13 protein-coding genes are annotated in these 14,081 nt (G+C 46.6%); all 13 read left to right on the top strand.

Annotation, left to right across the window (positions count from 1 at the left end; genetic code table 11):
• The first annotated feature begins 5 nt into the window (after positions 1 to 5).
• The 13 genes from P364_RS0101895 (at position 6) to rpoD (ending at position 13,909) form a co-directional block, all read left to right on the top strand.
• Positions 6 to 977, top strand: coding sequence for a PhoH family protein (locus tag P364_RS0101895; protein WP_024628470.1), 972 nt, complete (start codon positions 6 to 8; stop codon positions 975 to 977).
• 15 nt (positions 978 to 992) lie between these two features.
• On the top strand, positions 993 to 3,242 hold the full coding sequence (locus tag P364_RS0101890; protein WP_024628469.1) for an HD family phosphohydrolase: 2,250 nt from the start codon (positions 993 to 995) through the stop codon (positions 3,240 to 3,242).
• 33 nt (positions 3,243 to 3,275) lie between these two features.
• The gene (gene ybeY / locus P364_RS0101885; RefSeq protein WP_024628468.1) at positions 3,276 to 3,773 is read left to right on the top strand and encodes an rRNA maturation RNase YbeY; all 498 of its coding nucleotides are present in this window, start codon (positions 3,276 to 3,278) and stop codon (positions 3,771 to 3,773) included.
• Positions 3,773 to 4,144, top strand: coding sequence for a diacylglycerol kinase family protein (locus P364_RS0101880; protein ID WP_024628467.1), 372 nt, complete (start codon positions 3,773 to 3,775; stop codon positions 4,142 to 4,144). Before ybeY ends, P364_RS0101880 begins: the two co-directional genes overlap by 1 nt.
• A gap of 278 nt (positions 4,145 to 4,422) precedes the next feature.
• Complete coding sequence (locus P364_RS0101875) at positions 4,423 to 4,836, top strand: cytidine deaminase (RefSeq protein WP_024628466.1); 414 nt, start codon at positions 4,423 to 4,425, stop codon at positions 4,834 to 4,836.
• Positions 4,837 to 4,877: 41 nt separating this feature from the next.
• Positions 4,878 to 5,777 carry a GTPase Era gene (era, locus tag P364_RS0101870; protein ID WP_024628465.1) on the top strand — a complete coding sequence of 300 codons (900 nt, stop codon included), beginning with the start codon at positions 4,878 to 4,880 and terminating at the stop codon, positions 5,775 to 5,777.
• Positions 5,778 to 5,878: 101 nt separating this feature from the next.
• Positions 5,879 to 6,019, top strand: coding sequence for a YqzL family protein (locus P364_RS36710; protein WP_079349649.1), 141 nt, complete (start codon positions 5,879 to 5,881; stop codon positions 6,017 to 6,019).
• Positions 6,020 to 6,052: 33 nt separating this feature from the next.
• Positions 6,053 to 6,805 (top strand): DNA repair protein RecO, encoded by a 753-nt coding sequence (gene recO, locus P364_RS0101860; protein WP_024628464.1) that lies wholly within the window; start codon positions 6,053 to 6,055, stop codon positions 6,803 to 6,805.
• Between the two features lie 402 nt (positions 6,806 to 7,207).
• The gene (gene glyQ / locus P364_RS0101855; protein ID WP_024628463.1) at positions 7,208 to 8,095 is read left to right on the top strand and encodes a glycine--tRNA ligase subunit alpha; all 888 of its coding nucleotides are present in this window, start codon (positions 7,208 to 7,210) and stop codon (positions 8,093 to 8,095) included.
• Complete coding sequence (gene glyS / locus P364_RS0101850; RefSeq protein WP_024628462.1) at positions 8,088 to 10,163, top strand: glycine--tRNA ligase subunit beta; 2,076 nt, start codon at positions 8,088 to 8,090, stop codon at positions 10,161 to 10,163. The genes glyQ and glyS overlap by 8 nt, the downstream gene beginning before the upstream one ends.
• Before the next feature lie 228 nt (positions 10,164 to 10,391).
• Complete coding sequence (locus tag P364_RS0101845) at positions 10,392 to 10,859, top strand: YaiI/YqxD family protein (RefSeq protein WP_373456219.1); 468 nt, start codon at positions 10,392 to 10,394, stop codon at positions 10,857 to 10,859.
• A 46-nt stretch (positions 10,860 to 10,905) separates the two neighbouring features.
• Entirely contained in the window at positions 10,906 to 12,726 is a 1,821-nt protein-coding gene (gene dnaG / locus P364_RS0101840; RefSeq protein WP_024628460.1) for a DNA primase, read from the top strand.
• A 43-nt stretch (positions 12,727 to 12,769) separates the two neighbouring features.
• Entirely contained in the window at positions 12,770 to 13,909 is a 1,140-nt protein-coding gene (gene rpoD / locus P364_RS0101835; RefSeq protein ID WP_024628459.1) for an RNA polymerase sigma factor RpoD, read from the top strand.
• Positions 13,910 to 14,081: the final 172 nt, after the last annotated feature.

Genomic DNA, 14,081 nt, shown 5'->3' with positions numbered 1-14,081 from the left:
GCTATTTGTCAGAGCAAACACGCAGCATACGAATCTCCCTCCAAAGTGCGGGAGAGGGTCAATCTCTTTTTGGACCCCAAGATATTTTTCTGAAACTGATTGAATCCGAGATTCCCGCCCAGATCGCATCCCGTGAAGCGGAGATTGTGATTCATGGCAACATTCAAAATGTGGAATCACTTGAACAATTATTTGATGTGTTGTTGCAATTGGTACGTAACGGATATGTGTTAACCGAAAGGGACGTTAAGTATGCCATTGAGCTTGCAAAGGAACTGCGTGCAGACCAGCTTCTGGATCTGTTCAAAGGCGAGATTACAACGACCTACCGTGGTAAACCGATCCGGGTTAAGACGATTGGACAGAAACACTATGTAACTACAATTAAAAAACGTGATGTTGTATTTGGTATCGGTCCTGCCGGTACAGGTAAAACGTATCTTGCAGTTGTGCTAGCTGTGGCAGCACTCAAGGAAGGAAGCGTCAAACGGATCGTGCTCACAAGGCCTGCTGTTGAAGCGGGAGAAAGTCTTGGCTTCTTGCCTGGTGATCTTCAGGAAAAGGTTGACCCTTATCTCCGGCCCCTGTATGACGCCTTGTATGACGTTATGGGACAAGAGCAGACGGCCAAGGCACTGGAGCGCGGATTGATCGAAATTGCACCTCTAGCCTATATGCGGGGACGTACGCTGGATGATTCGTTTATTATCCTGGATGAAGCCCAGAATACGACACCGGAACAGATGAAAATGTTTCTGACCCGTCTTGGTTTTGGTTCCAAAATGGTCATTACCGGTGACGTGACACAAATTGATTTACCGCGCGGCAAAAAGTCGGGGCTTGTGGAAGCAAATACAATATTGGGGCAAGTGGAAGAGATTGGATTTGTCTATTTTGCCGAGCAAGACGTTGTACGGCACTCCCTCGTCCAGAAAATTATCGTCGCCTATAATCACGCCGCAGAAAATCAAGAATAGAAAGGGATTGTCTCGATGACCTCGAAGGAACTGTCAAAAGGCAAATCTTTTCAAAATAGAGCTACAGGATGGAAGTATAGCGTGTGGGCACGCTATCTTCTGTTTTTGTTTCTGGTGATCCTTTTCTACGTGAGTCTTGCTTCCAAACTGCTCCCTGAGCGGTATGATATTCAGGAAGGCACACGGAGTGAAGTGAATATTGCTGCGCCCATGCAGATTCCGAATACGAAGGCTACACTAAAAGCGCAAGAAGAAGCCGCTGAACGTGTGCAGCCGATGTTTCAAATTGTACAGATGCGGAACGAAAATCTGATGACCACGCTGCTCGATCGTATTGATCGGCTGAATCAGGATGATCAGATTTCCAGTCAGGACAAGATCGACATCTATCGTGATGAAATACCGCAGCGCCAGAAAGACTTTGTGTCCAATTTTATCAACAACAACCGGAAAGCGGGTACATACTCCGAAACTCTTTTGGAAGAGATCAGAAATGTGGTACAGGAGCAAAGCTACCGTATCCCGGAAGAAACATATATCAAAATTTCACGTCTGACTTCGGATGATATTCAGGAGATGAAGTCCGTTGCGCGGGATATCGTCTCCAGATTAATGACCGACCAGATTAGCGAGGCTACAACAGCTCGTGCCAAAGTGGCCGAGATGGTGAGTGTGAGCTCCCTTAGCAAACGTACACAGCGTGAGGTTGTACAGGAGCTTGCACGTCTTGTAGTAACGTCGAACCGCTTCTACGATGAAGAGGGTACAAAAGAAGCCAAAGTGCAGGCGCGTGAGAATACTCAAACGGTCTTTATCAAGCAAGGTGATACGCTCGTTGCCAAGGGTGAGATGATTACCCCGGAGATGTACACTCTTTTGGGCGAGAACGATTTGCTGAAAAACGAAGTAAACTATTGGCCTCAGCTTGGATTGCTTATGCTGTCCTGTCTGTTGTCGGCAGCGATTCTCATGTATATTCAGCAATTCAGCGGAACGCATTTCAAATATAACAATGCTCAGCTGCTGATGCTTGTTCTCATATTTATTATTACCATTGTGGTTATGCACGTCACAGCGATACTCCAGACCAGTGAGAAGTCATATGTAGGCTTTCTTGCCCCTGTTGCCGTAGGCGCAATGTTAATTGCATTACTGCTGGATACATCACTTGCCTTTGTCTGTTCGATTATTATCGGGATGCTGTCGAGCATTATTTTAAATACACATCAGGGTCAGATTTTTGACTTTGAACTTGGTTTCTTCGCGGTGTTGGTATCGTTTGTTGCGATCTTTGCCACCCATCGGGCAAGTCAGCGGTCTACGATCCTGAAAGGCGCCATTATGGTGTGTCTGTTCGGATCAATCGCGGTCTTCACGCTGGCTCTGATTGACTCAAGTGACTGGAACCGGACGACAACGCTGTATGGCATTGGATTTGCGTTTGCTGGAGGCGTACTGACCGCCATATTAGTCATTGGGCTGATGCCGTTTTTCGAAACCTCGTTTGGCATCTTGTCTGCCCTGAAACTGGTGGAATTGTCTAATCCCAATCATCCGCTATTGCGCAAACTGCTAACAGAGACACCCGGCACATATCACCACAGTGTGATGGTCGGAAACCTGTCAGAGGCGGCAGCGGAGGCAATTGGTGCAAACGGCTTGTTATGTCGGGTCGGCTCGTATTACCATGATATTGGCAAAACCAAAAGACCCATTTATTTTATTGAAAATCAAAATAATATGGAAAATCCGCATGATTCGATTGATCCCAAGCTGAGCAAGTCCATTATCGTTGCTCACGCACGGGATGGTGTGGAGATGCAGAAGGACTATAAGCTGCCAAGGCCTATTCGAGACATTGCCGAGCAGCATCATGGTACAACCTTCCTGCATTACTTCTATCACAAAGCGCTGCGTCAGGCCGAGGAAGCAGGGGTGGAACCTGATTTCACTGAAGATGATTTCCGTTATCCGGGTCCCAAGGCCCAGTCCAAGGAGTCGGCAATTGTTGGTATTGCTGACAGCGTGGAAGCTGCAGTTCGTTCCTTGCGTAAGCCTACCGTGGAACAAGTGGAATCCATGATCGAAAAAATAATTAAAGGTCGCTTGGACGATCATCAGTTTAATGACTGTGATCTGACGATGCGCGAACTGGACATCGTTGCCAAGACCCTTAAGGAAACCGTCATGGGTATATTCCACTCCAGGATTGAATATCCGGAGGAAATGAAGAAACCGAAGCCAACATCGCCTGAGGCGGGTTGATTCGCTAATATGAGAAGACAGGAGTATGAAAGAATGAGTCTTAACCTAGCATGGAATAATGAACAACAGGACAAAGAAATTACTGAACCGATAATTGAAATGCTGGAGCAACTGCTGAACCTTGCCGGAGAAGCAGAAGGTGTTGCGGACGGGGAAGTGGCTCTGACTTTTGTAGATGATGAACAGATCCATGAGCTGAACCGTGACTATCGCGGTATTGATCGTCCAACGGATGTATTGTCTTTTGCAATGAATGAGACTGTGGATGAGGAACTGGATATTATCTACGAACTGGACGAGGATGAAGAAATGGAAGAAATGCCGGATGTTCTGGGGGATATTATTATTTCGGTTCCACGGACCATCCTGCAGAGTGAAGAATATGGGCATTCATTTGAACGTGAGCTCGGCTTCCTGTTTGTTCATGGATTCTTGCACCTGCTTGGATATGATCATCAGGATGAGGCCAGTGAAGCCGAAATGATGGGCAAACAGGAAGCGGTACTCGCTCAAGCCGGGTTGACACGATAATGAAAAGGCGCTCCTGGGGGATGGTATTCCGCAATGCTGCGGAAGGAATCGTATACGGGCTGCGGACTCAAAGGAATGTAAGAGTTCATACAGGAGTCGCCATTTTGATGTGTGCAGCCGGATTTTTTTTCGGGATTTCAAGAACAGACTGGATGTTTGTACTGACAGCCGTATTTCTGGTTCTTGTGACGGAGCTGATGAATACAGCAGTGGAAGCTGCTGTAGATCTGGCGCATCCGCATATACATCCGCTGGCAAAAGCGGCGAAGGACACCGCGGCCGGTGCAGTTTTGCTGGCTGCGGTGTTCGCCGTCATCATCGGGTGTATCGTTTTCATCAAGCCAGTGATGAGCTGGCTAGGATTGCTTTGATTGGATTTTAATATTACACACTAATTGTAAAGTTGGACTCATTTTTTAAGTTAAACTTCTGGTTTGCACAATAACGGAGAGGTCAGAAATAACCTGTAGAAGCGAAGCGTTCGCCTTTATCACCGGATTTTCACTTTGGAAAAGAGAATCAATAAAATCCGGGGATAACAGCGATCGTAAGGTTGTTCTGGCAGCGAAGAGGCCAGTGCAAATTTTTTTAAGTTGAACTTAACTCATCGAGTGCAACTTTATATACACCCCAAAGGGAGAGATTGATTATGGATAATGGTTTGCTGATGCAAGAAGCGATTAAGGCACGTACAAAAGCGTATACCCCTTATTCTCATTTTGGAGTAGGCGCAGCTTTGCTTGACAGCGAGGGACATGTGCATCATGGTTGTAATATTGAGAATGCTGCTTATACGCCAGGCAACTGTGCTGAGCGTACAGCTATGTTCAGTGCAATTGCAGGAGGCAAGCAACCACGCAGCTTTAAGGCTATTGCGATTGTAGGAGATACGGACGGTCCAATTGCTCCGTGCGGTGTATGTCGTCAGGTGATGTACGAACTGTGTGATCCGGATATGAAGGTCATTCTGGGTAACATGAAGGGTGATCTGCAGGAGACTACAGTTGCCGAACTATTGCCATGGGCCTTTGGGCCATCTGATCTGAACTCTGCTAAAAAGTAAAAACCAATACATTCCAGGCCTAGGCGCCTGAGGAGGAACATATGAAAAAACAAGCATACAAATCCGGCTTTGTAGCCATTATCGGTCGTCCCAATGTAGGTAAATCCACGCTGATGAACCAAGTCATTGGACAGAAAATTGCCATTATGTCAGACAAGCCGCAAACGACGCGTAATAAGATCCATGGTGTATACACATCGGAACAACAACAAATCGTTTTCCTGGATACCCCAGGGATTCACAAACGTCAATCCAAGCTGGGCGATTACATGAACCAGACTGCTTTGAACACACTCGGAGAAGTCGAAGCTGCTCTGTTCCTGATTGATGCTTCGGAAGGCATGGGCGGTGGTGACCGTTATATTGCAGAACAATTGAAAAATGTGCGAACACCTGTCATTCTGGTCATGAACAAAATTGATAAAATTGAGCCGGAAGCACTGCTTCCACTGATTGAGGCATATCGGAAGCTGCACAATTTTGCCGAAATCGTTCCGGTATCTGCCATGCTTGGCAGCAATGTAAGCACCTTGCTGGAGCAGCTCGGTAAATATTTGCCGGAAGGCCCTCAGTACTATCCTGATGATCAGGTTACGGACCATCCAGAGCAGTTTGTTTGCGCCGAGTTGATTCGGGAGAAAATTCTCCAGATGACGCGTGAAGAAGTGCCACACTCCATTGCAGTAACAATTGAGGATATGAAAGTACAGGATAACGGGGTAGTTTATATTTCAGCCGTTATTTTTGTGGAGCGTGATTCGCAAAAAGGAATCATTATCGGGAAACAGGGTGCCTTGCTTAAAGAAGTGGGGAAACGTGCTCGCCAGGATATTCAAAATCTGCTCGGTTCCAAAATCTTTATGGACCTGTGGGTTAAAGTGAAGAAGGACTGGAGAAACCAGGAGCGTGTGCTGCGAGATCTTGGCTTTGGTCGCGAATAATAAATTCAGTATCCAGTAATTGCAACACATAGTTTACCTTGCAAGACTCCATCCTATCTGGTAGAAGCAAATGTCATTTTCGAAGAGAGGATGAAATTCCGATGCGAGATTTTTCGTGGAAGGTTTTTGCGATGACGGGGGATGTGGAGTCCTATCTGTTGTATACCGAGGCATGCAGCTCGTTGGGACAGGAGTCGGAACCTGCAAGGGAAGTGATTGAAGATGAAGAAGCCGAAGGTTAATTGGCTGATTCGGGAATGGTTAGGTGACGAGGCATGCTATACAGGGTGGAAGGGATTGTCATCCGCAGCATGGACTACGGCGAGGGGAACAAAATTATTACGCTTTGCACCGAAAGCGGCGGGAAAGTAGGGGTACTCGTCCGCGGTGCCAAAAAGCCCAAAAGCCGACATGCTGCACTGGTGCAGCCATTTACGTACGGTCAATATGTTTATTTTCGCAACACCGGACTGGGAACGCTAAACGCAGGAGAAATCATTGAATCATATCATGAGCTGCGTGAAGATTTGGTTAAGGCTTCCTATGCATCTTATGCTTGTGAACTGCTGGATCGCGTATTGCAGGATGAAGAGACAGGAACGTTCTGGTTTAAACAACTGAAAGCCTGTCTCCAGGCGTTGAAGGAAGAGAAAGATCCGGTTGTCATTACCAGCCTGTATGAAATGAAAATACTGCAGGCAGCCGGGTATGGTCCTCAGCTGGATGATTGCATTTCTTGTGGTCAAGAGCGACCGGATGAGCAATTATTTGTTAGTCCAAGGCTTGGTGGAGTCCTGTGTCGTGCCTGCAAGCACTTTGATCCTCCGGCAATGTCTGTGAGTCCGAAAGCGTTGAAGTTGTTACGTCTGTTTGCACAGCTGGATCTGCAACGACTCGGTAATATATCGGTAAGTGAAGGCACGCGGGATGAAATCAAAAAGATTATGCGGGCCTTTATGGATCATCAGCTTGGCTTGAATCTGAAATCCCGTTCTTTTCTTGATCAAATGGAAAAGTACGGGATTTGAGTCGTCTTGTTATGAAATAAGTAATATATCTTGACTTCGTACTTATTTTTATATATTATGAACTATAATTTCTCTTTTGGAGACATGCATTGAACGAGAAAGTAGGAGACTTGATTTATTACATTCAAGAAGAGGTCGGTTGACCTAATCTTGTGTGAGCGAGCCGGGGATGGTGGGAGCCGGGTTGAATCGGTCTGTGAAACGGCACTCGGGAGCATGAATGGACACGGAAAAGTGGGCTTGTATGAACAGGATCTCCTGTTTATATCCAAGCCAAGTAGGGTGGAACCGCGGGAATAGCTCTCGTCCCTATGTCTGTATAACAGGCGTAGGACGAGGGCTTTTTATTGTCTGTACCGTTCTAGGCTTGTTTATCACAAACCATCGAAAAGGAGCATGATTATGAATTTTCAGCAGATGATTCTCACGCTGCAACAATTCTGGGCCGAGCACAACTGTATTATTGTTCAGCCATATGATACGGAAAAAGGGGCAGGTACGATGAACCCGATGACCTTTTTGCGTTCGCTTGGACCCGAGCCTTGGAAAGTAGCTTATGTTGAGCCGTCCCGCCGTCCTTCGGATGGTCGTTATGGAGAAAATCCAAACCGTCTCTATCAGCATCATCAATTCCAGGTTATTATCAAGCCTTCTCCGGACAATATTCAGGAAATTTACCTGGAAAGTCTGAAACAATTGGGCATTGATCCGCTCAAACACGATATTCGGTTTGTTGAAGACAACTGGGAGAACCCTTCCCTCGGCTGTGCCGGTCTTGGCTGGGAAGTATGGCTGGACGGTATGGAAATCACCCAATTTACGTATTTCCAACAAGTCGGCGGGATTGAGACAAATCCGGTAGCGGTTGAAATTACGTATGGCATGGAGCGTCTTGCTTCATACATTCAGGAAAAAGAAAATGTGTTTGAACTGGAATGGGTAGACGGGATTACATATGGTGATGTGTTCCGTCAGCCTGAATTCGAACACTCCAAATATACGTTTGAAGTATCTGATGTCAAAATGTTGTTTACACTCTTCAACATGCATGAAGAGGAAGCAAACAAAGCCATGGCACAGAATCTGGTTTTCCCGGCATATGACTATGTTTTGAAATGTTCACATACGTTCAACCTTCTGGATGCGCGCGGAGCAATCAGTGTAACGGAGCGTACCGGGTACATCACCCGTGTCCGTAATCTGGCTCGTCAAGTGGCTGCAACATATGTGGAAGAGCGTGAGAAGCTCGGCTTCCCGCTGATCAAGAAAGGGGGAGCTGAGCATGTCTAAGGATCTGTTGTTTGAAATTGGTCTGGAGGAAGTGCCTGCACGCTTCATGCGAGCAGCAATTGAACAGCTGCAGGATCGTGTCGTGAAATGGCTGGATGCCTCCCGTATTGCTTATGGTGAAGTGAATGCCTATGCCACACCGCGCCGACTGGCTGTTTTGATCAAGGATGTTGCCGAGAAGCAGGAAGACGTGGAGGAAGAGGTAAAAGGACCTTCACGTAAAATAGCATTAGACGATAGTGGTAACTGGAGCAAAGCTGCACTCGGATTTGCCCGTAGTCAGGGTGTTGAACCGGACCAGTTCACATTCAAGGAACTAAGCGGCGTGGAATATATCTATGCGACCAAGAGCAGCAAAGGCGTAGAAACATCCTCTGTAATCGGTCAGGGTTTGCTGGCTATCCTGCATGCTATGACGTTCCCGAAATTCATGCGCTGGGCTTCGTATGATTTCAAATTTGTACGTCCGATTCGCTGGATTGTTGCTCTGCTCGGCAGTGATGTGATTGAGTTGGAAGTTGCAGGAGTGAAGTCTGGCAATGTAACACGTGGACATCGTTTTCTCGGAAAAGAGGCGGTCATTACGGACCCCGCTTCGTATGTAGAAGTGCTGCGCTCCGAACATGTCATTGCAGATATTAAAGAACGTGAACAGATGATTGTGTCCCAGATACAGGCACTGGCTGCCGAGAAGAAATGGGATATTGCGATCAAGGAAGATTTGCTGGAAGAGGTTTTGTTCCTGGTGGAGACACCAACGGTGCTGTTCGGAACATTCGAGTCTTCATTTTTGAATATTCCACAAGAGGTATTGATCACTTCGATGCGCGAGCATCAACGTTATTTCCCGGTGCTTGATAATGATGGGCAATTGTTGCCATACTTCGTTACGGTTCGTAACGGCGGCAGCGATTCACTGGATGTCATTGCAAAAGGGAACGAAAAGGTACTTCGTGCGCGTCTGTCAGATGCCAAGTTCTTCTATGAGGAAGACCAGAAGCTGGAGATCAAGGACGCATTATCGAAGCTGGAGAGCATTGTCTTCCAGGAAGAGCTGGGCACAGTTGGAGATAAAGTACGCCGTATTCGCAAAATTGCAGATGGCCTGGCTAGCAAGCTGCAAGTACCAGCTGATGTAGCCGAAGCGGTGAGTCGTTCTGCGGATATTTGCAAATTCGATCTTGTTACACTTATGGTGGGAGAATTCCCTGAACTGCAAGGTGTGATGGGTGAGGATTATGCTCGTAAAGCTGGTGAAAAAGAAGAAGTGGCCAAAGCGGTATTTGAGCATTATCAGCCACGTTTCGCCGGAGATCAATCTCCTGCTTCGCTCGTTGGTGCCATTGTCAGTGCTGCGGATAAAATGGATACGATCGTAGGCTGCTTCTCGATCAATATCATTCCAACTGGATCTCAGGACCCTTATGCGCTGCGTCGTCAGGCAGCAGGTATTGTTCAAATTTTGCTGGATCACAATCTTCCACTGACACTGTCCGACGTGTTCGGCGTTGCACTTCAAGTGCATGCCCAGATGAACTTGTTGAAACGTGCGGATGAAGAGGTACGTAAAGATTTACAGGACTTCTTCGGTCTTCGTGTCAAGAAACTGTTGTCCGAAACGGTTCGTTATGATGTGGTGGATGCAGTAATTTCTTCCGGATTTGATGATATCAGCGCGGTAGTTCCAAAAGGTGAAGCCCTTATGGCAGCTGTTCAAACGGGAGATGCTTTCAAAACTACCGTTGAATCTTTCAACCGTGTCGGTAATCTGGCTGCCAAAGCATCCAATGCTTCGGTACATGCAGAACTCTTCACAGAAGAAGGAGAGCGTCAGTTGCATGAGGCTTGGAGCAAAACCAATGAAGAATATCGTCAGGTATTGTCTCAACATGCAGCAGCTGAAGCACTCGCGATTGCATCGGCTTGGAAGGAAGCTATCACCGTATTCTTTGATTCAGTTATGGTTATGGCTGAAGACGAAGCTGTGCGGGCGAATCGTCTGGCACTGCTTGCAGCGATTGACCGTGATCTGAAAGCTTTTGCTGATTTCTCCAAACTGGTCTGGTAATCGGGTCCGCTTTTGCTCCAGGAGCACAGATCTGAGACAAAGCACAAATTCAGTATTAAAGAAGGATATATGAGGGTATAAATATACGGAACGGATTGTGAGAAATTTATATTTACAGCCGTTCCGTATTTTAGCCTTTGATTTCCATAGACTGGTCAGAAGGATTTTGGCTGGCTGGGGTCGTATATTACAATATGCAGCTATTTTATGAAACCGGGTGGTCTGGGTTTGAGTGAGTTGAATGTACGCCACATTGTTGTGGATGGTGATGCTTGCCCGGTCAAGGCCGAGATCGCTGAAACAGCACGCCAATTCAAAGTTCCTGTACTGATGGTTTCTTCATTTGATCATTTTCTTCAGGGCGGAGAGGGAGTGCGCACCGTTCAGGTAGATCGAAGTGATCAGAGTGCAGACTTGTACATTGCCAATCACATCAAGCCATACGATGTGGTCATTACACAGGATTATGGACTGGCGGCGCTCGCACTTGGCAAACGGTGTTATGTTTTATCATTTCGTGGTCGTGAGTTTAATGATCGTGACATTGATTTCATGCTGGATTCCCGTCATACTGCGGCCAAAGCACGAAAAAGAGGGCATTATGGAAAAGGCCCAAAGCCTTTCACAGAGCAGGATCGGGAAATTTTTCAACATAAACTGACAAAACTTTTGAAAGATTTGCAGGAGAATGTGTAAGTTTATCGAATAATATTTACGTGTTAAGAGATGAAGGTGGATCAAGATGAGTACCGGACAAGGCGGTATACCCGAAAGCATTATTGAATCGGTGTTACAGCAGCATGATATCGTCGATACGGTGAGCCGATTTGTACATCTGACCAAACAGGGGAAATATATGAAAGGCCTCTGTCCTTTTCATTCTGAGAAGACGCCTTCGTTTACAGTTACGCCTGAGAAACAAATTTTCTATTGCTACGGTTGCGGCACGGGTGGAAATGCCATCAAATTCAGGATGGAAATCGAAGGGTTATCCTTTCCCGAGGCTGTCAAGACGATGGCAGAAGAAAGTCACATCTCAATGGGGGACTGGCAAGGGCGTGAATCGGCTCATGTTAATCCAGAGACTGAACGTTTATTGGAAGCCTATGAGCTTACCGCGAAGCTGTATCATTTTTTATTAAAGAATACAGAGCACGGTAAAGTGGCTATGGAATATTTACGCTCACGCGGGTTTAGCGACAAGCTGATTGACCAGTTCCAGATAGGCTATGCGCCGAATCGCTGGGATACCTTGGTACAATTTCTGGAAAAGCGCGAATTTCCGCTTGAAGAGATGGAGAAGGGCGGCTTACTGTCGCCGCGAAACGAAGGTCAGGGATATGTGGACCGTTTCCGAGACAGAGTCATGTTTCCGATTAATGGCCGGAGCGGAAAGCCGATTGCATTTGCAGGTCGCATTTTGGGAGACGGGCAACCGAAGTATCTAAATTCACCGGAAACCCGGTTATTTAACAAAAGCCGTGTTCTCTACAATCTGCATCATGCCAAAAATGCAATTCGCAAACAAAGGCAGGCCATATTGTTCGAAGGGTATGGCGATGTTATCTCCGCTTGGGATCAGGATATCCAAAATGGTGTAGCGGCTATGGGTACTGCGCTTACTGAGAATCAGGCACTGATGCTTAAGGGCATGTGTGATGAAGTCATTGTATGTTATGACGGCGATCGAGCGGGACAGGCTGCAGCTCTCAAAAACTTTCCTATTCTTGAGGAAGCCGGGTTGCAGGTCAAAATTGCTCTAATACCGGATGGACTCGACCCGGATGATTTTATCCGCAAGCATGGTGGCGAGCGGTTCCGAAACCAGATTGTGGACGGCGCCGTAACGACTACAAAATTTAAGCTTATAAACCTAAAAAAAAACCATATACTGCTAGAAGGCGGCGGACAGATCGCTTATTCCAAGGAAGCGGTGAAACTTATTGCTCCTTTGTCTTCTCCTACAGAACGAGAAGTATATCTTCGGGAACTGGCTGCGGAAGTGGACGTATCATTTGAAACACTGAAGCAGGAGTGTAATGAAGAACGGGAGGCCATGAAAAATAACCTCCAGTATGGGGATAATAACCCGAAAAGGTGGAATAATGGTAGGCAACAAAATAGGCAGGTGCCTACACCCAATCTGTTGCCGGCTTACCACGCTGCTGAACGCAAACTGCTCGCCTGGATGCTTCAGGATGAAGAGGCTGCCCAGTACGTGAATGAGCATCTTGGTGAAGCTTTTAACTTGGATGATCATGCAGCTATTGCTGCTTATCTATATGCCTATTATGCGCAAGGCAAACCGTCGGATACAAGCCGTTTTATGTCTTCACTGCATGACGACCGACTGGAAAAGACAGTCAGTTCAATCTCGATGATGGATGGTCCAGGTGAATGGAGTGTTCAAATGCTCGATGATTGCATCAGGGAAGTGCTGAAATATCCGCGTAAGAAAGAGTACGATCTGAAAAAAGAAGAAATGATTGCTGCAGAGCGGGCAGGTGATTCTGTACGCGCGGCACAAATTGCAATTGAAATGATTGCCCTAGAGAGACAGTGAACGTCTGAATGTTGGATGTTTCTAGGGAGGAGGGAGTCGAGTTATGGCGAATGATCAGCATACTGAACTAGAAACAGAATTGACGCTGGATCAGGTTAAGGATCAATTGATTGAATCAGGTAAGAAAAGAGCTTCGTTGAACTACAAAGAAATTATAGAGAAACTCTCCCCGTTTGAGCAAGACGCTGAGCAGATGGATGAGTTTTATGAACAACTGAGCGACCTGGGTATTGATGTAGTGAACGAAAATGATGAGGAGGTAACCCTTCGCCCTAGTGAAGATTCCGAGAACAACACCAGAGAGGGAGACGATGAATTCCACTTTGATGATGATCTGAGCCTTCCACCAGGAATCAAAATCAACGACCCTGTTCGTATGTATCTCAAAGAAATTGGTCGTGTACCTTTGTTGTCTGCGGATGACGAAGTAGAACTGGCTAAACGGATTGAAAACGGGGATGAAGAAGCGAAACGTCGTTTGGCTGAAGCTAACCTTCGTCTCGTGGTCAGTATTGCGAAGCGTTATGTTGGACGTGGAATGCTGTTCCTGGATCTGATTCAGGAAGGTAACATGGGTCTGATCAAAGCGGTTGAGAAGTTCGACCACAAAAAGGGTTATAAATTCAGTACGTATGCAACATGGTGGATTCGCCAAGCGATCACCCGTGCGATTGCGGACCAGGCGCGTACGATTCGTATCCCTGTGCATATGGTGGAGACGATTAATAAGCTGATCCGGGTATCCCGTCAGCTGTTGCAGGAACTTGGGCGTGAACCGACACCAGAAGAAATCGCTGCCGAGATGGATCTGAGTGTGGAAAAAGTTCGTGAGATTACGAAGATTGCTCAGGAACCGGTTTCCCTGGAAACACCGATTGGTGAGGAAGATGATTCCCATCTGGGCGATTTCATCGAGGATCAGGAAGCACTGGCTCCGGCGGATGCTGCTGCTTATGAATTGCTGAAAGAACAGCTCGAAGATGTCCTGGATACATTGACTGAGCGTGAAGAGAACGTACTTCGTCTGCGTTTCGGTCTGGACGATGGACGTACAAGAACACTGGAAGAAGTGGGCAAAGTATTTGGTGTTACGCGTGAGCGTATTCGTCAAATTGAGGCCAAAGCTCTTCGTAAATTGCGTCACCCTAGCCGTAGTAAACGGCTTAAGGATTTCCTCGAATAACATCACTATGGGAGACTTTCCGCAAGACGCTTTAGCGGCGGCGGGGTCTCCTTTATTTTTAAATTGAACATCTAAATTTCTTGGTTTTGGTAATTCATCCTTGAAATGTTTTATTGGATTTCATTTTATCGCTTTTCGTTGTTCAATGCAAATCAATAAATTAAATGAATGG

Origin of the sequence: Paenibacillus sp. MAEPY2 (assembly GCF_000499205.1) — a bacterium.
Classification (GTDB): domain Bacteria; phylum Bacillota; class Bacilli; order Paenibacillales; family Paenibacillaceae; genus Paenibacillus; species Paenibacillus vandeheii.
This window is presented reverse-complemented; position numbering and strand designations above follow the sequence as displayed.

Bases quoted from the DNA above. Each gene is read 5' to 3' on its own strand.
- P364_RS0101890 (WP_024628469.1), top strand. From the start codon at position 993: ATGACCTCGAAGGAACTGTCAAAAGGCAAATCTTTTCAAAATAGAGCT.
- ybeY (WP_024628468.1), top strand. From the start codon at position 3,276: ATGAGTCTTAACCTAGCATGGAATAATGAACAACAGGACAAAGAAATT.
- P364_RS0101880 (WP_024628467.1), top strand. From the start codon at position 3,773: ATGAAAAGGCGCTCCTGGGGGATGGTATTCCGCAATGCTGCGGAAGGA.
- P364_RS0101875 (WP_024628466.1), top strand. From the start codon at position 4,423: ATGGATAATGGTTTGCTGATGCAAGAAGCGATTAAGGCACGTACAAAA.
- era (WP_024628465.1), top strand. From the start codon at position 4,878: ATGAAAAAACAAGCATACAAATCCGGCTTTGTAGCCATTATCGGTCGT.
- P364_RS36710 (WP_079349649.1), top strand. From the start codon at position 5,879: ATGCGAGATTTTTCGTGGAAGGTTTTTGCGATGACGGGGGATGTGGAG.
- recO (WP_024628464.1), top strand. From the start codon at position 6,053: ATGCTATACAGGGTGGAAGGGATTGTCATCCGCAGCATGGACTACGGC.
- glyQ (WP_024628463.1), top strand. From the start codon at position 7,208: ATGAATTTTCAGCAGATGATTCTCACGCTGCAACAATTCTGGGCCGAG.
- glyS (WP_024628462.1), top strand. From the start codon at position 8,088: ATGTCTAAGGATCTGTTGTTTGAAATTGGTCTGGAGGAAGTGCCTGCA.
- dnaG (WP_024628460.1), top strand. From the start codon at position 10,906: ATGAGTACCGGACAAGGCGGTATACCCGAAAGCATTATTGAATCGGTG.
- rpoD (WP_024628459.1), top strand. From the start codon at position 12,770: ATGGCGAATGATCAGCATACTGAACTAGAAACAGAATTGACGCTGGAT.